Genomic DNA, 18,123 nt, shown 5'->3' with positions numbered 1-18,123 from the left:
CGAGAAGCGTACCTTCGCCCGCTTTTCTTGCCACAGCACCCCCTTGGAGAGCGCCATGTCTGCTGATCTCGAGCATATCCGTCAAATCATGCACGAGGCTGACTGCCTGTACACCGAAGCGCAAGTCGAAGCAGCGATCGCCAAGGTCGGCGCGCACATTACTCGTGAAATGGCCGACACCAACCCGGTGGTCTTCTGCGTGATGAACGGTGGCCTGATCTTCGCCGGCAAATTGCTGACTCACCTGCAGTTCCCATTGGAAGCCTCTTACCTGCATGCCACCCGCTATCGCAATGAAACCAGCGGCGGCGACTTGTTCTGGAAGGCCAAGCCGGAAGTGTCTTTCATCGACCGTGATGTGCTGATCATCGATGACATTCTCGATGAGGGTCACACCCTGGGTGCGATCATCGACTTCTGCAAACATGCCGGCGCACGCAAAGTGCACACCGCCGTACTGATCGACAAAGACCACGACCGCAAGGCTCGTCCTGAGCTCAAAGCCGATTTCGTCGGATTGCCGTGCGTTGACCGTTATATCTTCGGGTATGGCATGGACTACAAGGGCTACTGGCGTAACGCCAATGGCATCTATGCCGTTAAAGGGATGTAATCGGTAGACGCCGTTTGCCGAGCTGGCCGCGGGGGCTTGTTTCTCGCCGCTTTCGAAGCCGGCGTCGCGCAGGTAGACTTCAAACCCCGTGTAAATGTCTGCAGGCTGGAGTCGGTAATGCGTAAAGATAAGAAACAGGTGATTGGCGACGAAATCGGTGACGACCAGATCAAGTTGTTCCTGGACTTCGAGCCGGTTGATGCGACGTCGCCGTCCCTGCACAAACTGATCAAGGCCTATCGCGGCCTGCGTATCGACGACTTCGAGCGTTTCCTGGGCTTTTTCAAAGAAGCAGGCCTGGACCTGGACGGCAAGGACGAGCATGGCCAGACCTTCGTCGACCTGATCAAGGACCAGCGCAACGCCGCCGAGTACATCGAACTGATCGACAACGCCCGCGGCTGATTGTCCGAGCAAAAAAAACGCCCCGGCTTTAGAGTCCGGGGCGTTTTGCTTTTAACGGTAGGAGCGAGCTTGCTCGCGAAGAACCTGAGAGCGGCGCCTTAATCCACTTGCGCCGCGTTATCGTTGACGTTTTTCGCGAGCGAGCTCGCTCCTACAGGTTCCACCAGCTCCAGGCTGATGTTGTTCTGCGTGTTGATCTTGCGATACAGCTCGGCGTCCGTCTCCAGCACTTTCTCGCGCGCCGGGAAGATCTCGTGCAGCTTGGTGGCCCATTCACCGGCGGCTTTCTGCGGGAAGCAGCGCTCGATCAGCTCCAGCATGATCGAGACGGTGACCGAAGCACCAGGAGACGCGCCCAGCAGCGCCGCAAGCGAACCGTCCTTGGCAGCAACCAGTTCGGTGCCGAACTGCAGCACGCCGCCTTTCTTCGGATCTTTCTTGATGATTTGCACGCGCTGGCCGGCCACTTCCAGGCGCCAGTCTTCGGCTTTCGCCTCGGGGTAGAAGCGACGCAGGGATTCCAGGCGCTGTTCCATGGACTGGCGCACTTCGCTGACCAGGTACTTGGTCAGGTCCATGTTGTCGCGGGCCACGGCCAGCATCGGGCCGATGTTGCCGGCGCGAATCGACATCGGCAGGTCAAGGAACGAGCCGTGTTTGAGGAACTTGGTGGTGAAACCGGCGTATGGCCCGAACAGCAGGGATTTCTTGCCATCCACCACGCGGGTGTCCAGGTGCGGCACGGACATCGGCGGCGAGCCCACGGCAGCCTGGCTGTAGACCTTGGCCTGGTGCTGCTTGACCACTTCCGGGTTGTCGCAACGCAGCCACTGGCCGCTCACCGGGAAGCCGCCGAAGCCTTTGCTCTCTTCGATGCCCGAGGCCTGCAGCAACGGCAGCGCCGCACCGCCAGCGCCGAGGAATACGAACTTGGCATCGACGTCGCGGCTGTTACCGCTGTTCACGTCCTTGATACTCACGGTCCAGCCCGCGCCGTTGCGCTTGAGGCCGGTCACGCGTTTGCAGTACTTGACCTGGGCGTCCGGCGAGCTGGTCAGGTGGCTGAGCAACTGATTGGTCAGGGCGCCAAAGTTGACGTCTGTGCCGTTCATCACACGGGTGGCGGCGATTTTTTCATCGAGCGGGCGGCCCGGCATCATCAGCGGCATCCACTCGGCCATTTCGCTGCGGTCTTCGGTGTAGTGCATGTCCGAAAACGCGTGGTGCTGGCTGAGGGTCTCAAAGCGCTTCTTGAGGAAGGACACGCCTTTGTCGCCCTGCACGAAGCTCAGGTGGGGCACCGGGCTGATGAACGACCTGGACGAGCCAAAGGTGCCCTTCTTGGTCAGGTAAGCCCAGAACTGCTTCGACACCTCGAACTGGGTGTTGATGTGCACGGCTTTCTTGATGTCGATGGAGCCATCGGCGGCCTGCGGCGTGTAGTTCAGCTCACACAGCCCGGCGTGGCCGGTACCGGCGTTGTTCCACGGGTTGGAACTCTCCGCGGCACCCGAATCCATCAGCTCAACGACTTCCAGCGTGAGGCCGGGGTCGAGCTCTTTGAGCAGTACGGCCAGGGTGGCACTCATGATGCCGGCCCCTACCAGTACTACGTCGACTGCTTCGTTATGCGCCATTTAACGCGTCTCCAAAATCTGCAGCACCAAATTGACGGCATGGCTGCCAGGAGTGATGGGGCGGTTCACGTGTTGCCCCAGGTTACCCATGGCCAGGATCGCCATGTCCGATTCGCAATTCTTTGCAACTTCAGCACACGCTTCCTGCCGGGCTAATCTGCCTATGAACGCATTCATGGGCGCCTGTGGCAATTCGACTTATGGTCAAAGCGTGCGATTCGTGCAACCAATCCGTAGCGGACAGGCTCAAGCTCCGGTTTTTGAGGAAGGCTCGATCCTGTGTAATTGGGCTGACCCAGACGCTGATGGTGCTTGTACAAACGCCAAACTATTCATTTGCTCGCCACACTCTTGTGAAGTTGTGAAAACCCGTTTTTTCACGCTCTTTTGAAGACGTGAACCTCAAAAAAGGGCTGCCCCAGCCTGGCACCTGGCCCGTAAACCTCTGCCGACACGCGGCAAAACGGGCAAACAACTCAAGTGGCCGAGCGCAATGGCAGCTCTGGCAGATTCGATAAAAGACGGGGTGGTTTGCAAAGGAAACAGCAAGCACGCCAGCTTCACTCGATCTGTGTGGGCGGCTCTCTGTGGGCGATTTTGGGGCTAATGCCTGGGCATTAACGATGCTGCGAGGCCCGATCAGGAGACGTCCTTATAATCGGGGGGAGATTGTAGCGAAGAACGTCAGTGAAATGGGCGTGTTTTATGACTTTTATTAGGGGCCTGGTCAGGAGGCCAACGCTTGCCGGTGTCGTGGGCGAAAAACCTTTGGGCTGACCCGGGCGCTGGCCGGCAGTGGGCGGTGCATCCAGCCCAGGTGAGTCTCGGTCACTTCCACCCAGCCTTCACCGACGGGCGGCAGGCTGCACTGCTTGAAGGCCAGGCAATGTCCGTGGGCATCAAGCAGGGCAAAGTGGCGATGACGAGCGTGGGACATGAACAGGGTCTTGAGAAGGCGCATGGCTGTGTACCTAGTGTGTTACATGCTTGAAGGTTGCCAGTGTGGCATGACACTGGGGTGACGAATTTATGCGAATTTGTAATTTGCGCAGGGGCTTCAGCCGCCGTTCAGGATCGCTGGTGAGTGGTGCGCGTGCACCGTTATACTGGCGTCCTGTCTGCACCTAGTCCTGGAGAAATGCGTATGTTGCAACGCCTGTTGTTCGGTTTGATCACTGTGACCAGTTTGACCCTTGTCGGCTGCGCCAACAGCCCGCAACAACTCAGCCCGCAACCTAAAGTCACCGCGCAGTTGGCGGCGGTAGGCCACGGCCAGCCGGTTTCGGTACGCGTGGTTGACGGTCGCCCGTCGCCAACCCTGGGTTCGCGTGGCGGCCTGTATCCTGAGACCGCACTGATTTCGGTGAACGGCCAGGATGTGCTGCCCAAGTTGCAGGCCCAGGCTGAAGCCGCTGTGCGTTTGCTGGGCTTTACGCCGACCAACTCGCCAGGCGTGCCGCAACTGACCGTGACCCTGGCCGAGCTGAAATACCAGTCGCCCAAAGACGGCCTGTATGTGACCGAGGCTTCCATCGGCGCTACCTTCAAGTCTGACGTCAGTGCCGGTACCCGCCGCTACAGTGGCCGCTACGCAGCCTCGCTCAACCAGCGGTTCGGCATGTCGCCCAACCAGGAAACCAACACCAAGCTGGTCAGCGACGTGCTCAGTGATGCCTTGACCCGCCTGTTCAAGGACCCAAGCATCGGTCAACTGCTCAGCGCGCAATAAGCCGCTCACAAAAAACCGGGCTCATCGCTGAGCCCGGTTTTTTTGTGCCCGTGGTTTTTGTCATGCGGCCGTATCGACATAAAAGTCCAGCATGCTCACACCGGTGAGCAGATCCAGCTCCGGCAGATCGGCATGCTGGTGCCCGCCGAGGGCGCAATACACCAGCCAATGGCGGTCCTGAACGTTGAACGCGAGACTGCCGATCAGCGCCTCCTGTTCCTCGCTCTGGGCGATCAAATACAGCCGATCCTGGTTTTGCGCATGCAACATGACAAGCTCCTCAAGCGTCGAAGGGCAACAGAGTGGCTTGTTAAGGTGACGTTCAGGTGACGGCGTAAATTACTGGATACATTAGCCGTCAATGGGGAAGGAGCATTAAATGCGCAGGAGGCGACTGTCGTTCAGGTGTGTACCTGGACTGATACCCGAAGACTGATTTACCGAGGTTTGCGATGGCGCTGCCCGCACTGCTCATTAATATTGTTGCCCTGTTGGTTGCCTGCTCGGGCGCCTGGGTGTTGTTCATCACCCGTCTGCATGCACAGCGTGCGATAGCTGACCTGGCCCTGCGCAGCGAAGAGCGCGCTATCGACCAACCGATGCTGTTTCTGGATACACGCACCGAACGGGCGCATCGCCTGGCGTACCGCGTCGGGTTCGCCTGCCTTGGCTTGGCCCTGGCCATCTCCTGGCTCAGCACCCGCTTATAATTCCACTGCGAAACCAAATGTGGGAGCGGGCTTGCCCGCGAAGGCGGTGTATCAGCCACTGAATCTTTAACTGAACCAACGCTATCGCAGGCAAGCCAGCTCCCACACTGGCCATGTACTGCCCGCAGAGTCAGCGCCTGCCACATATCCCCTGTGGGCTCACTATTACAGGGGGATGCCAGCCTTGACTCGGTATTGGTTGCGTACCGGCGTCGCATACTGCACCACCAGATAAGGCCGGTGCTCCGCCGGGCACTCGTTCAAGCGCCGCTCCCATTCCGCCTTCGCCTTGGCCAGCTCATCGGCCGGGAACACGTCCGCCGCCTTGGGCACCTGCAATTGCGGGTCGGCATCACTCCACTGCGCGTACGCCAGGTAGTGCACCGGAAACAAGCGGTAGCCACCGAGGATCTGCCGGTCCATTTCCGCGGCCAGCAGCTTGGTGTCTTCGAAACGCTCGGTGATCGGCGGCGCAAAGTTCACGTGCACTCGGCCTTTATAGCCGGTAATGCCCAAGGCAATGCTCACATCATCCTCTCCCGGTGCCTTGGTGTAGGTGCCGGTGGTGGCGCGGATATACAGCTCGCGGGCCTTGGCGGCATCGCAGGGGTCGTACTCGTAGCTGATGGACACAGGCGTCAGGTTCAACGACTGGATGACCTCGGCAAATGGCTCGTCCTTGCGGCTGACGTGGAACATCTTGAGGATCGCCGATTCGGTACGGTCATCGCCATCCTTGGCCCGGCCTTCAGCCTGGGCAATCCAGATCGACTGGCAGTCGTTGCGGATCGAATGGTTGATGTAGGCCGACAGCAAGTTGTAAGCCGCCATCTTCTCCTTTCGCCCGGTGATCGAACGGTGCACGATGAAGCTCTTGTTCAAGCGCATCAGGTCGCTGACAAACGGCTTTTGCAGCAGGTTGTCGCCGATGGCGATGCGCGGCGTCGGCAGGCCGGCGTGGTACACGGCGTAGTTGACGAAGGCCGGGTCCATCACGATGTCGCGGTGGTTGGCCAGGAACAGGTAGGCGGTGCCGGATTTCAGTTGCTCGACGCCGGTATAGGTCACGCCGTCGGTCGCCCGGTCAATGGTGTGGTCAACGTAGTACTCGACCTTGTCCTGCAGCGTGGCCACGGTGGTGACGCCAGCGAACTCGCGGCGCAGTTTGCGCGCAATCATTGGCTTGAGCAGCCAGCCCAGGGCGCCTGCAAAGCGCGGGAAGCGGAAGTGGGTCAGGATGTCCAGAAAGGCCTTGTCACTGAACAGGCGCGCCAGCACTGCCGGGACTTCGCTGTCGTTGTAAGGTCGGATGGTATCGAATTCGCCCATCATGCTCTCTTGTTAGAAACGGCTAGGGTAAGTAAAAGGAAATGTCAGGGTGCGGTCCGAATAAGGGGCCGGCCAAGAATAGCCCTGTAAATAGACCGGCGATTATACGCACAAGTCACCTAGGAGACTGCGATGCTCGAAACTGCGCTGTACGATTGTCCTTATTGTGGCGAAGCGGTCGAGACGACGGTGGATTTGTCTGGCGGGGACCAGACCTATATAGAAGACTGCCAAGTGTGTTGCCGGCCGATCACGTTCGACCTGCAAGTTGATGGTGAAGAGTGGATGCTTGAAACCCGCAGCGAAAATGAATAATGCGCAGCGAGAACGAATAAAAAGGTACGCCCATGCAGCGAATCTACGAACCGGAAAACCTGATGGAGGGCGAGTTGCTGCAGCAGATGCTTGCCAGTGAAGGCATCGAGGCGCACCTGGTGGGACGCCATTTGCTCGGTGGCACGGGCGAGTTGCCGATATTCGGCTTGCTGGGGCTGGAGGTCGATAACGACCAGGCCGCCTGCGCCCGCGAGCTGATCACCGCCTATATCGGCGCCCAACCCTTGCCCGGCGACGAACCCGACAGCTTCCCCGACGTATTGGTCTGTTAGGCTGTCGGTCGGTTTACCCCAAGAGTCGTGTTGCCCCATGTGTGGACGTTATGCCCTGTTTCGCTGGAACCCTGCCTTTGCTGCCTTGCCCGGCTTCCCCGCCGACCAGCAGGCCCAGTGGAACATCTCACCCAATGATTCGGTGCTGATCCAGCGCCTGAGCGAGGGCCGACTCACCCTGGCGCGTGCCCGTTGGGGCCTTACGCCGCCCTGGTTGACAGACCTGTCGCGCACCCCGGCCCATGCCCGCGCAGAAACCCTGGCCGAACAACCGATGTTTCGTGAAGCCTTCCGCTTGCGCCGTTGCCTGCTGCCCGCCAATGGCTTTTATGAGTGGCGCGGCACCCAGCGCAAGCGCCCGTACTGGCTCACGCCGGGGGAGGGCTCCACGTTGTTCTTTGCCGCAGTGTGGGAAGCGTATCCGGTGCAGGAGCAGGTGTGGCTGAGCACCGCGGTGGTTACCCAGGCGGCGCAAAGTCAGCGACGACCATTGATCCTGGACGCGGCAGGGCAGGCCGCCTGGCTCGATCCCGAGACTCCGCTGCAGGTGCTGCAGGGCCTGCTGGCGGCTGAGCCTGCCGTGCTGCGCGAGCGGGTGCTGGCCAATATGGTCAACGATCCGAAGCTCAATGGGCCGGAGTGCCTGACCCCGGCATGAGCTTTGTCCGTCGAGCCGCGTTCGGATGTATCTTAAATTCAGCGGTTAAACGTCCAGGGTATCTGGCGCAGATACAAATGACCGCCTACGATACGCGCCATGTTTTCAGGGAGCGTGTTCATGAAGAAGTCATTGGTGGTAAGTGGTTTGGTTGCAGCAATGCTGCTGGCGGGTTGCCAGTCGGTCAATACCACCAGCGGCGGCGCCGTTGGGGTAGAGCGCAAGCAGTACATGTTCAGCATGCTGTCGAGTCAGGAAGTCGACCAGATGTATGCCCAGTCTTATCAGCAGACCCTGGGTGAAGCCAGCAGCAAAGGGGTGCTGGACAAGACCAGCGCCAACGCCAAGCGCGTGCAGGCAATTGCCAAGCGCCTGATCGCCCAGGCTCCGACTTTCCGCGCGGATGCGGCCCAGTGGAACTGGGACGTGAACCTGATCAAAAGCGATGAGATGAACGCCAACTGCGGGCCAGGCGGCAAGATCCTGGTGTACAGCGGCTTGATCGACAACCTCAAGCTCACCGATGACGAGCTGGCTGCCGTGATGGGTCATGAAATCGCCCACGCACTGCGTGAACACGGCCGCGAAGCCATGTCCAAGGCCTACGGTATCCAGATGGCCAAGCAGGGCGCCGGGGCAATATTCGGTCTCGGCCAGGACAGCCTGGCACTGGCCGATACCGTGGCCAACTACGGCATGACCTTGCCCAACAGCCGCAGCAACGAAAACGAAGCCGACCTGATCGGCCTGGAGCTGGCCGCCCGCGCTGGCTACAACCCGAACGCGGCCATCACGTTGTGGAACAAGATGGCCAAGGCTTCGGAAGGCGCACCGCCGGAATTCATGAGCACGCACCCGGCTTCGGACAGCCGCATCGCGTCCTTGCAGGCGGCGATTCCGAAGGTGATGCCGCTCTACCAGCAGGCCAAGAAGTCCTGATCGACGCCGTGTAGGAGCGAGCTTGCTCGCGAAAAACGTCAACGATAACGCGTGTTGCCTGAATAAACGCGGCGCCGGTGAGTTTTTCGCGAGCAAGCTTGCTCCTACAGGCATCAGGGCAAACCATCTTCCGTGTTTGCCTTAGATCCAGCCGCTGCTCTGCATGGCCTTGTACACTGCAATAATCGCCAGCACGAAGAACGCCGTAGCCGCCAAGCGACGAATCAAGGTCAGCGGCAGTTTCTCCGCGGCAAAATTCCCCGCCAGCACCACCGGCACGTTGGCAATCAACATGCCCAGGGTGGTACCGATAATCACCAGCCACAGTTCCGGGTATTGCGCCGCCAGCATCACCGTGGCGATCTGGGTTTTGTCACCGATTTCGGCGAGGAAGAACGCAATCAAGGTGGTCAGGAAGGGCCCGAACTTACGGGTGGTACTGGCTTCGTCATCATCGAGTTTGTCCGGCACCAGGGTCCACAGCGCCGTGGCGCAGAAGCTCGCGGCGAGGATCCAGTGCAGCACCGCATCCGAGAAGAAACTCCCGAACCAGGCGCCCACGGCACCGGCCGCCGCATGGTTGGCCAGGGTCGCGGCAACGATGCCGGCGATGATCGGCCAGGGCTTGCGAAAGCGAGCAGCAAGGATGAGTGCGAGCAGTTGCGTCTTGTCGCCGATTTCGGCCAAGGCAACGATTGCGGTAGGAACGAGTAGTGAATCCAGCATCAGGTAGTTTCCAGGGGCGGGTCGACACGGCTATGACACGTACAGCCTTCCCGCCCCGGGTAAGGTGTGCGTGTCATAGGTCTTGTCAAACCCCGGTCCGTCTGTGCGGACTCCTGGGTCGCATACGCCATGGTCTGCTGACCAAGTATGTTGACGTATGCCGGACGAGCATGGCTCGTGGGAGACTACTCCCCTAGGACGCTGCGGATTCTGCCTAGGCAAAACCCATTCGGCAAGCGTTCTTTTTCAAACGTCCGTCAGGGGCGCTTGGCGCGGTAAATGCGAAAACCATTGCCTTCGGCCTTGATTGCGCAGATGCCCAAATGCTCTTCGATCAATGGCTGGTACTTCAGGAAGCTATTGGCAACCAGGCGAAGTTCGCCACCTTTTGCCAGGTGTTTCGCTGCTTTTCGCAGCAGGTTCTCCGTGGCGAAATAATCGGTGTGCACGCCGACATGGAACGGCGGATTGCTCAAAATCGCGTTCAAACCCATGGGCGCCGCGTCGATTCCGTCGCCGGTCAACACGTCGGCTTCCAGGCCGTTCGCTACCAGCGTCAGGCGACTGCTGGCAGCGGCGAAGGCATCCACATCCAGCATCGTCACGGTGTTATGCGGGTAGCGGCGTTTGACCGCAGCCCCCAGTACGCCAGCGCCGCAACCGAAATCGAGCAGGTTGCCGCTGGGCAGCTTGTCCAAGTGCTCCAGCAACAACTCGGTGCCGCGGTCCAGGCGACCATGGCTGAACACCCCTGGCAAGCTCACCACCTTCAGCGGACCTTCGGCCAGGGGTACGTCGAAGACCTGCGCCAGGCTCTCAAGCTCCACGGCTTGCGGCGCGTTAGCGACAGTGACCTGCCATAGTTGGCAATGCCGTGCGCTATCGAGCTTGCGCGGTTTGCCGAACGGAACCATCTGCTTGGCGGCACTTTCGATACCCCCCTTTTTCTCGCCCACCAGAAACAGCTCGGCGCCAGGCAGGCGCGCGGCCACGGCGTTGAGCAGGTAGTCGGTGAGGTCTTTGGACTTGGGCAGGAAAATCACCGCCGCATCAAAGGCGCGCTCGGGCACTGTCACGCCAAACTGGCTGCGTTCGGCGAAGCGCGCATCGAGCGCCGCCTGGTCACCGGCATGCCAGCACCAGCCGTGGGCATTGGGCAGGCGCCCAAGCAAATCGTCGGCAGGCAAACCTACGAGCAGCAGGTTGCCTTGAAAAAGTTCGGCCTGTCGAAGCAGTACTTCACTGCGCGGATCCATAGTCTGCTCCTTGAAAAGGGGCGCAGTTTATCAACTGACGACGCGCAGCGGGGCGCCGTTGAAAAAGCCCTGGGCGTTTTCCGTGAGCTGGACAACGATACGCTGCCGTGCTTCGCGACTGCCCCAGGCGTTGTGGGGCGTGACGATCAAGCGTGGAATGTCTCCCGCCAGCAGCGGGTTGCCATTGACTGGCGGCTCGACACTCAGCACATCAGTCGCCGCGCCGCCAAGGTGACCACTTCGCAGCGCGTCGGCCAGGGCCTGTTCATTGATCAAACCACCGCGCGCAGTATTGACCACAAATGCGCCGGGCTTGAGCAAGGCCAGTTCACGGGCGCCGATAAAGTCGCGGGTGTGTTCATTGAGTGGGCAATGCAGGGTCAGCGCATCGACCTGGGTCAGCAATTCGTCCAGCGGCACACGGTCGGCGCGGGCAGGGCGCCCAGGTATCGCGCCGAGCATCACGCGCATGCCGAACGCTTCGGCCAGGCGTGCCACGGCACTGCCCAATTCACCATGGCCGAGCAGGCCGAGGGTTTTGCCTTCCAGTTCGACGATCGGATGGTCCAGCAGGCAAAACTGTTTGGCATGCTGCCATTTGCCAGCGGCCACATCCTGTTGGTAATCCTTCAAGCGCGTGGCGAGGTTGAGCAACAGCATGATCGTATGTTGCGCCACCGACGGCGTGCCGTAACCCTGGCAGTTGCTCACGGTAATCCCCTGGGCGCGGGCCGCTTCAAGGTCGATATTGTTGGTGCCGGTGGCCGACACCAGGATCAGCTTGAGCTCGGGGCAGGCCGCCAGGGTTTGGGCTGTGAGCGGGATTTTGTTGCTGATGGCGACTTGGGCGCCCTGCAAGCGCTCCCGCACATTTTCTGGCGTGGTCTGTTCAAACAACTGCAACTGGCTGAAGCAGTCATGCAAACCGCTGAGGTCGAGGTCGCCCAAGTCCAGCGAAGGGTGGTCGAGGAAGACGGCGCGGCGATTGTTCATGATCAACTGTACCTTTTGCGACGAGGTTCGAAGGCGTAATCTGCCGAGCCTATCAGATGAAATAATCAGTTACTTAATGGAGTGAGCATGTACGTCGCCGAGTTTTTGACCGTAGCCTTGATTCACTTGTTGGCAGTGGCGAGCCCCGGCCCGGATTTCGCCGTGGTGGTGCGTGAAAGCGTGACCCACGGCCGCCGTGCTGGCACATGGACGGCCTTGGGCGTCGGTTCGGCGATTTTCCTGCATGTGGGTTACTCGTTGCTGGGTATCGGCTTGATCGTGTCCCAGTCCATTGTGTTGTTCAATGCGTTGAAGTGGGCCGCAGCCGCGTACCTGCTTTACATTGGCTTCAAGGCCTTGCGCGCCCAGCCGGCCAAGCCTGCGGCCGAGGGCGAGTTGCACCGTGAAGCGGGCGAGCGCACCCCACGCGGCGCTTTTACCGCAGGTTTTGTGACCAATGGCTTGAACCCCAAGGCCACGCTGTTCTTTCTGTCGCTGTTCACCGTAGTGATCAACCCGCACACGCCGCTGGCAGTGCAGGCCGGTTATGGGGTGTACCTGGCGGTGGCGACTGCGTTGTGGTTTTGCCTGGTGGCCATGTTGTTCAGCCAGCAGCGCGTGCGCGCCGGGTTTGCAAAGATGGGTCATTGGTTTGATCGGACGATGGGCGCGGTGTTGATTGCCATCGGGGTGAAACTGGCCTTTACCAGCATGAAATAATCATTTTTCTCAAGTGAGCACAATCCAGATGTGCGGGCTTGCTCGCGAATGCGGTGCTTCAGTCAAAGATATACCGGCTGACACTCCGCATTCCCGAGCAAGCCCGCTCCCACATTGGGTTTCATTAGGTCCTCGGTAATGGCGTAACGCTAGCATTTACTGGCCCCTGCAAATCATTCCTTTGGCTGATTTGGCTGAAACATAAGCGCTCTACAGTGCAGGTCTTCAAGCCAAGACCGTGCAGTCATTAAAGGGATTCTTATGTTGCAGACCCGTGTTATCCCGCCCGCCGAAGGTGCGTACCAATACCCGCTGTTGATCAAACGCCTGTTGATGTCCGGGACTCGCTACGAGAAAACCCGGGAAATTATCTATCGCGACAAGCTGCGCTACAGCTACCCGACGCTGATCGAGCGCGTCGCTCGCCTGGCCAATGTGCTGACCGAAGCCGGGGTCAAGGCCGGTGACACGGTGGCGGTGATGGACTGGGACAGCCACCGTTACCTGGAGTGTATGTTCGCCATCCCGATGATCGGCGCGGTGATTCACACTATCAACGTGCGCCTGTCGCCAGAACAGATTCTGTACACCATGAACCACGCCGAAGACCGCTTTGTGCTGGTCAACAGTGAGTTCGTGGGGCTCTACCAGGCGATTGCCGGGCAGCTCACTACCGTCGACAAGACCTTATTGATTACCGATGGTGACACCCACACCGCCGAGCTGCCCAACCTGGTAGGTGAGTACGAAACCCTGCTGGCCGCCGCCAGCCCCACCTATGACTTCAAGGACTTCGACGAAAACTCGGTCGCCACCACCTTCTACACCACCGGCACCACCGGCAACCCCAAGGGCGTGTACTTCACCCATCGGCAACTGGTGCTGCACACCATTGGCGTAGCGACCATCATGGGCAGCGTCGACAGCGTGCGGCTGCTGGGCACCAACGACGTGTACATGCCGATCACGCCGATGTTCCACGTACACGCCTGGGGCTTGCCGTATGTGGCGACCATGCTCGGGCTGAAACAGGTGTACCCCGGCCGCTACGACCCGGAATACCTGGTGGAACTGTGGCGCAAGGAGAAGGTGACGTTCTCCCACTGTGTGCCGACCATTCTGCAAATGGTGCTCAACGCCAAGGCTGCGCAGAACGTGGATTTCGGCGGTTGGAAAATCGTCATCGGCGGCAGCGCCCTGAACCGTTCGCTGTACGAAGCCGCCAAGGCCCGAGGCATTCAACTAACCGCCGCGTACGGCATGTCCGAGACCGGGCCGCTGGTATCCTGCGCTCACCTCAATGATGAGTTGATGGCTGGCAGCCAAGATGAGCGCACCACCTACCGCATCAAGGCCGGTGTGCCGGGGCCGTTGGTCGAAGCGGCAATCATGGACACCGACGGTCGTTTCCTGCCCGCCGATGGCGAAACCCAGGGCGAACTGGTGCTGCGCGCGCCGTGGCTGACCGAGGGTTACTACAACGAGCCGCACAAGGGCGCCGAGCTATGGTCCGGTGGCTGGTTGCACACCGGTGATGTGGCTACGCTGGATGCCTTTGGCGTGATTGATATTCGTGACCGCATCAAGGATGTGATCAAGACCGGCGGCGAATGGATCTCCTCCCTGGCCCTCGAAGATCTGGTCAGCCGTCACCCCGCCGTACGGGAAGTGGCGGTGGTAGGCATCGCCGATCCGCAATGGGGCGAGCGCCCCTTCGCCTTGTTGGTGGTGCGTGAAGGGCATGTGATCGATGCGCGAGAGCTCAAGGAACACCTCAAGCCTTTTGTCGAGCTGGGCCATTTGAGCAAGTGGGCGATCCCGAGCCAGATCGCCGTTGTTACTGAAATTCCCAAGACCAGTGTCGGCAAGCTCGACAAGAAACGTATCCGTGTCGACATCATCGAATGGCAGGCCAACAACAGCACGTTCCTGTCCACGCTCTAAACCCTCTCGCCGCGCCCGTTCGGGCGTGGCAATGCTCTATATCAAGCCTTTACTTGTGATTTGCCGAATTTCAGCCATCCTTCCCGCGTCGACCTTCGTCGGCGTGGCGAAAGGGTTGTGGCAGACAGGTTGGTGATGCAAATCACACTTTAGAGGGATCAAGCACTACCCCCCTCTGGCTATAGTCCCTTTCAGAGTTTTTCGCGGATGTTGCGCTTCGAGCCATGGAGGCTCGGTGGCGATGCGGCATTGGAATCGTTGTATCCCGGCCGTTACATCTGAAGAAAGGGCTCACTGCCATAACAATAAAATATGCACATGGAGTAGCGTCGATGACCTCAGTAAACCAGTTCTGGCGCCGGGCAAGACTGCCCCTGGCCGTCAGCCTCGCTTCTACGCTCGCCGGGCCGGCATTCGGCGTCAGTTTCAACATTGGTGAAATCGAAGGGAGCTTTGACTCGTCGCTTTCCGTGGGGGCGAGCTGGTCCACGGCCAAGCCCAATCGTGACCTGATCGGTGCCAACAACGGCGGCAAGGGTCTGTCTCAGACCTCCGATGACGGCCACCTGAACTTCAAGCGCGGCGAAACGTTCTCGAAGATCTTCAAGGGCATCCACGACCTGGAACTGAAGTACGGCGACACCGGTGTGTTTGTGCGGGGCAAGTACTGGTACGACTTCGAACTCAAGGACGAAAGCCGTCCGTTCAAGGACATCAGCGACAACAACCGCAAGGAAGGCGCCAAGTCTTCGGGCGGGCAGATTCTCGATGCATTCGTCTACCACAACTACTCGATTGCCGATGCGCCGGGTTCCGTGCGTTTTGGTAAGCAGGTCGTGAGCTGGGGCGAAAGTACCTTCATCGGCGGCGGCATCAACTCCATCAACCCTATCGATGTATCGGCATTTCGTCGTCCGGGGGCCGAGATCAAGGAAGGCTTGATCCCGGTGAACATGTTCTACGTGTCCCAGACGCTCACCGACAACCTGTCGGCCGAGGCGTTTTACCAGCTGGAGTGGGACCAGACCGTGACCGATAACTGCGGCACGTTCTTCTCGCAGCCGGACGTGATCTCCGATGGTTGCAGCAACAACCTGCGGGTACTGAACAAGCGTTCCACCATTCCTGCTGCCGCCCTGCCGACTCTGGGTGCCTTGGGTGTGGACGTGAACAGCGAAGGCGTACTGGTGCGTCGTGGTCCGGACCGTGATGCACGCGACAGCGGCCAGTTCGGCGTCGCTATGCGCTACAACTTCGAACCGCTGGATACCGAATTCGGCGCCTACTTCATGAACTACCACAGCCGTGCGCCGATCTTCAGCGCGCAGGGCGCGCCATCGGCGGCCTACACGCGTCCGCTGGGGCCACTGGGGGCCTTGCGGCCGTTGATCGTGGCGGGTAGCTCGAACTACTTCGTCGAGTACCCGGAAGATATTCGCCTCTACGGCCTGAGCTTCTCCACCACCTTGCCTACCGGCACCGCCTGGAGCGGTGAGTTGAGCTACCGTCCGAATGCGCCGGTGCAGTTGAGCACCACTGACATTCTGTTCGCCGGCGTCACGCCGATCCCCGGCTTTGGCAATGCGTCCGTGCTCAAGGGCACGCCAGGCCAGGACCTGCACGGCTACAACCGCAAGGAAGTCACCCAGTTCCAGACTACTTTCACGCACTTCTTCGACCAGGTCATGGGCGCCAGCCGCCTCACCACCGTCGGTGAAATCGGCGTGACCCACGTGGGTGGCCTGGAAAGCAAATCCCAGGCTCGTTACGGCCGCGATCCGGTGTTCGGCCCAGGCACGCTGCCAGGTGGGTTCTGCAACGCCCTCAACAACTCCACCGCCAACGGCGCCGGCTTGCCCAACGCTGCTGGCCTGAACACCAATTGCAATAACGACGGCTATACCACCGCAACGTCATGGGGCTACCGTGCCCGTGCCATCTGGGAATACCCGGACGTGTTCGCAGGCGTGAACCTCAAGCCCAACGTGGCCTGGTCCCACGACGTCAAAGGTTACTCGCCAGGCCCTGGCGGCAACTTTGAAGAAGGTCGCAAGGCGGTCAGCCTGGGCCTGGATGCCGAGTACCAGAACACCTACACCGCGAGCCTGGCGTACACCAACTTCTTTGGTGGCAAGTTCAGCACCGTGGATGACCGCGACTTTGTCGCCTTGAGCTTCGGCGCCAACTTCTAAGCACACTCTTTTCAAGTGGCATGTATTCAGGAAGACCAGAGCATGAAAATAACAAAAAGTCTGTTGCACGTGGGTGTGCTTGGGCTGTCGATCCTGGCGAGTAACGTCATGGCGGCAGTCTCGGCAGATGAAGCCGCCAAGCTCGGCACGACCCTGACCCCGATGGGCGCCGAGATGGCGGGTAACGCGGCCGGCACCATTCCTAAATGGTCGCCATTGCCGACCAATGCCGGCGCGGTGGACGCCCGTGGTTTCCTCGCCAACCCGTATGCCAGCGAGCAACCGCAGTTCACCATCACTGCGCAGAACGTCGAGCAGTACAAAGACAAGCTGGCCCCCGGGCAATACGCGATGTTCAAGCGTTACCCGGACAGCTTCAAGATGCCGGTGTACCCGACCCATCGCGGCGCCACCGTGCCGGCCGAGGTGTTTGCCTCGATCAAGAAAAACGCCACCACCACCAACCTGGTGTCCGGCGGCAACGGCCTGGAAAACTTCGAAACCGCCGTCCCGTTCCCGATTCCCAAGAGCGGCGTTGAAGTGATCTGGAACCACATCACCCGTTATCGCGGCGGCAGCGTGACCCGCCTGGTTACCCAGGCCACCCCGCAAACCAACGGTTCCTATAGCCTGGTGTACTTCCGCGACCAGTTCGTGTTTCGCGACAAGATGAAGGACTTCGATCCGAAAAACCCAGGCAACGTGCTGTTCTACTTCAAGCAGCAAGTGACTGCGCCAGCGCGCCTGGCCGGTGGTGTACTGCTGGTGCACGAAACCCTGGACCAGGTCAAAGAGCCGCGTTCGGCCTGGGTCTACAACGCCGGGCAGCGCCGTGTGCGTCGGGCGCCGCAAGTGTCCTATGACGGGCCGGGTACTGCCGCCGATGGCCTGCGCACCTCCGATAACCTCGACATGTACAACGGTGCGCCGGACCGCTACGACTGGAAGCTGGAAGGCAAGAAAGAGATGTACATCGCCTCCAACAGCTACAAGGTCGACGATCCCAAGTTCAAGTACGCCGACATCATCAAGGCTGGCCACATCAACCAGGACCTGGCTCGCTACGAGCTGCGCCGGGTCTGGCACGTGGTCGCCACCTTGAAGGAAGGCCAGCGCCACATCTACGCCAAGCGTGACTTCTACATCGACGAAGACACCTGGCAAGCAGCGGTGATCGACCACTACGACGGTCGCGGCCAACTGTGGCGCGTTGCCGAAGCACATGCCGAGAACTACTACGACAAGCAAGTGCCGTGGTACGCCCTGGAAACCCTCTACGACCTGCAGTCCGGCCGCTACCTGGCCCTGGGCATGAAGAACGAAGAGAAGCAGGCCTATGACTTCGGCTTCACCGCCAGCACCAGCGACTTCACCCCAGCGGCCCTGCGCCAGGACGGCGTTCGCTAACTGATCGCTCCCACGCTCTGCGTGGGAGCGCTTCCCGTGACGCTCTGCGTCACGCCTCAAAAGTCGACGCGCAGCGTCGAAGCCTGTATTCCTACGCAGAGCGTGGGAACGATCATTCCTGGATGGGCGCGTTGTTTTTGAGCGCTTCGCGAGCAAGCTCGCTCCTACTTCTTTCCAGGAGGCTGGACGGGATATTTCTTGTCGCAGTTCTTTTTCAGCCATTTGTTGCAAAGATCTACAATCCCGCCGCTTTTACC

General features: G+C 60.0%; 19 protein-coding genes and 1 riboswitch. Of the genes, 12 read left to right on the top strand and 7 right to left on the bottom strand.

What is annotated here, in order from left to right:
- The first annotated feature begins 55 nt into the window (after nt 1-55).
- A complete protein-coding gene (locus GIV26_RS00265) occupies nt 56-613 on the top strand; it encodes a hypoxanthine-guanine phosphoribosyltransferase (protein WP_003188610.1) in 558 nt (185 codons plus the stop codon).
- Nucleotides 614-730: 117 nt separating this feature from the next.
- Nucleotides 731-1,018 (top strand): PA4642 family protein, encoded by a 288-nt coding sequence (locus tag GIV26_RS00260; protein ID WP_003188614.1) that lies wholly within the window; start codon nt 731-733, stop codon nt 1,016-1,018.
- 98 nt (nt 1,019-1,116) lie between these two features.
- Here the strand turns inward: GIV26_RS00260 and mqo are convergent, their stop codons facing one another.
- The gene (gene mqo, locus GIV26_RS00255; protein ID WP_034126319.1) at nt 1,117-2,655 is read right to left on the bottom strand and encodes a malate dehydrogenase (quinone); all 1,539 of its coding nucleotides are present in this window, start codon (nt 2,653-2,655) and stop codon (nt 1,117-1,119) included.
- Between the two features lie 727 nt (nt 2,656-3,382).
- The gene (locus tag GIV26_RS00250; protein WP_034126320.1) at nt 3,383-3,616 is read right to left on the bottom strand and encodes a hypothetical protein; all 234 of its coding nucleotides are present in this window, start codon (nt 3,614-3,616) and stop codon (nt 3,383-3,385) included.
- 183 nt (nt 3,617-3,799) lie between these two features.
- Here GIV26_RS00250 and GIV26_RS00245 point away from each other — a divergent pair, with 183 nt between their 5' ends.
- The gene (locus GIV26_RS00245) at nt 3,800-4,384 is read left to right on the top strand and encodes a YajG family lipoprotein (protein ID WP_034126321.1); all 585 of its coding nucleotides are present in this window, start codon (nt 3,800-3,802) and stop codon (nt 4,382-4,384) included.
- A gap of 60 nt (nt 4,385-4,444) precedes the next feature.
- On the opposite strand, the gene GIV26_RS00240 is transcribed toward GIV26_RS00245, so the two are convergent.
- On the bottom strand, nt 4,445-4,654 hold the full coding sequence (locus tag GIV26_RS00240; protein WP_003188620.1) for a hypothetical protein: 210 nt from the start codon (nt 4,652-4,654) through the stop codon (nt 4,445-4,447).
- A 182-nt stretch (nt 4,655-4,836) separates the two neighbouring features.
- On the opposite strand from GIV26_RS00240, the gene GIV26_RS00235 reads away from it, so the two are divergent.
- Nucleotides 4,837-5,094, top strand: a complete 258-nt coding sequence (locus GIV26_RS00235) for a hypothetical protein (protein WP_034126322.1) — start codon at nt 4,837-4,839, stop codon at nt 5,092-5,094.
- Between the two features lie 165 nt (nt 5,095-5,259).
- On the opposite strand, the gene GIV26_RS00230 is transcribed toward GIV26_RS00235, so the two are convergent.
- On the bottom strand, nt 5,260-6,423 hold the full coding sequence (locus tag GIV26_RS00230) for a 1-acyl-sn-glycerol-3-phosphate acyltransferase (protein WP_169918829.1): 1,164 nt from the start codon (nt 6,421-6,423) through the stop codon (nt 5,260-5,262).
- Between the two features lie 132 nt (nt 6,424-6,555).
- Here GIV26_RS00230 and GIV26_RS00225 point away from each other — a divergent pair, with 132 nt between their 5' ends.
- The 4 genes from GIV26_RS00225 to GIV26_RS00210 all read left to right on the top strand — a co-directional run bounded on the left by GIV26_RS00225 (nt 6,556) and on the right by GIV26_RS00210 (nt 8,628).
- Entirely contained in the window at nt 6,556-6,738 is a 183-nt protein-coding gene (locus tag GIV26_RS00225; protein ID WP_054897012.1) for a CPXCG motif-containing cysteine-rich protein, read from the top strand.
- A 32-nt stretch (nt 6,739-6,770) separates the two neighbouring features.
- Nucleotides 6,771-7,031 carry a putative signal transducing protein gene (locus GIV26_RS00220; RefSeq protein WP_032893538.1) on the top strand — a complete coding sequence of 87 codons (261 nt, stop codon included), beginning with the start codon at nt 6,771-6,773 and terminating at the stop codon, nt 7,029-7,031.
- Nucleotides 7,032-7,068: 37 nt separating this feature from the next.
- Nucleotides 7,069-7,689, top strand: coding sequence for an SOS response-associated peptidase (locus tag GIV26_RS00215; RefSeq protein ID WP_236279302.1), 621 nt, complete (start codon nt 7,069-7,071; stop codon nt 7,687-7,689).
- A gap of 120 nt (nt 7,690-7,809) precedes the next feature.
- Entirely contained in the window at nt 7,810-8,628 is an 819-nt protein-coding gene (locus tag GIV26_RS00210; protein WP_014716953.1) for a M48 family metallopeptidase, read from the top strand.
- Between the two features lie 141 nt (nt 8,629-8,769).
- Here GIV26_RS00210 and GIV26_RS00205 read toward each other — a convergent pair whose 3' ends face one another.
- The 3 genes from GIV26_RS00205 to GIV26_RS00195 all read right to left on the bottom strand — a co-directional run bounded on the left by GIV26_RS00205 (nt 8,770) and on the right by GIV26_RS00195 (nt 11,606).
- The gene (locus tag GIV26_RS00205) at nt 8,770-9,354 is read right to left on the bottom strand and encodes a TMEM165/GDT1 family protein (RefSeq protein WP_054897011.1); all 585 of its coding nucleotides are present in this window, start codon (nt 9,352-9,354) and stop codon (nt 8,770-8,772) included.
- 87 nt (nt 9,355-9,441) lie between these two features.
- Nucleotides 9,442-9,561, bottom strand: a riboswitch (yybP-ykoY riboswitch).
- 50 nt (nt 9,562-9,611) lie between these two features.
- Entirely contained in the window at nt 9,612-10,610 is a 999-nt protein-coding gene (locus GIV26_RS00200; RefSeq protein ID WP_236279301.1) for a class I SAM-dependent methyltransferase, read from the bottom strand.
- A gap of 30 nt (nt 10,611-10,640) precedes the next feature.
- Nucleotides 10,641-11,606 (bottom strand): 2-hydroxyacid dehydrogenase, encoded by a 966-nt coding sequence (locus GIV26_RS00195; RefSeq protein WP_236279346.1) that lies wholly within the window; start codon nt 11,604-11,606, stop codon nt 10,641-10,643.
- A gap of 84 nt (nt 11,607-11,690) precedes the next feature.
- On the opposite strand from GIV26_RS00195, the gene GIV26_RS00190 reads away from it, so the two are divergent.
- From GIV26_RS00190 to GIV26_RS00175, 4 genes are all read left to right on the top strand, one after another.
- Nucleotides 11,691-12,323, top strand: a complete 633-nt coding sequence (locus GIV26_RS00190; RefSeq protein ID WP_014716957.1) for a LysE family translocator — start codon at nt 11,691-11,693, stop codon at nt 12,321-12,323.
- Between the two features lie 261 nt (nt 12,324-12,584).
- On the top strand, nt 12,585-14,267 hold the full coding sequence (locus GIV26_RS00185) for a fatty acid--CoA ligase (protein WP_236279300.1): 1,683 nt from the start codon (nt 12,585-12,587) through the stop codon (nt 14,265-14,267).
- 332 nt (nt 14,268-14,599) lie between these two features.
- Nucleotides 14,600-16,459 carry a DUF1302 domain-containing protein gene (locus GIV26_RS00180; protein ID WP_197880151.1) on the top strand — a complete coding sequence of 620 codons (1,860 nt, stop codon included), beginning with the start codon at nt 14,600-14,602 and terminating at the stop codon, nt 16,457-16,459.
- A 42-nt stretch (nt 16,460-16,501) separates the two neighbouring features.
- The gene (locus GIV26_RS00175; protein WP_236279299.1) at nt 16,502-17,866 is read left to right on the top strand and encodes a DUF1329 domain-containing protein; all 1,365 of its coding nucleotides are present in this window, start codon (nt 16,502-16,504) and stop codon (nt 17,864-17,866) included.
- Nucleotides 17,867-18,123 lie beyond the last annotated feature (257 nt).

It is taken from the genome of Pseudomonas sp. PA-1-3F (genome assembly GCF_021609665.1).
GTDB lineage: Bacteria > Pseudomonadota > Gammaproteobacteria > Pseudomonadales > Pseudomonadaceae > Aquipseudomonas > Aquipseudomonas paracarnis.
This window is presented reverse-complemented; position numbering and strand designations above follow the sequence as displayed.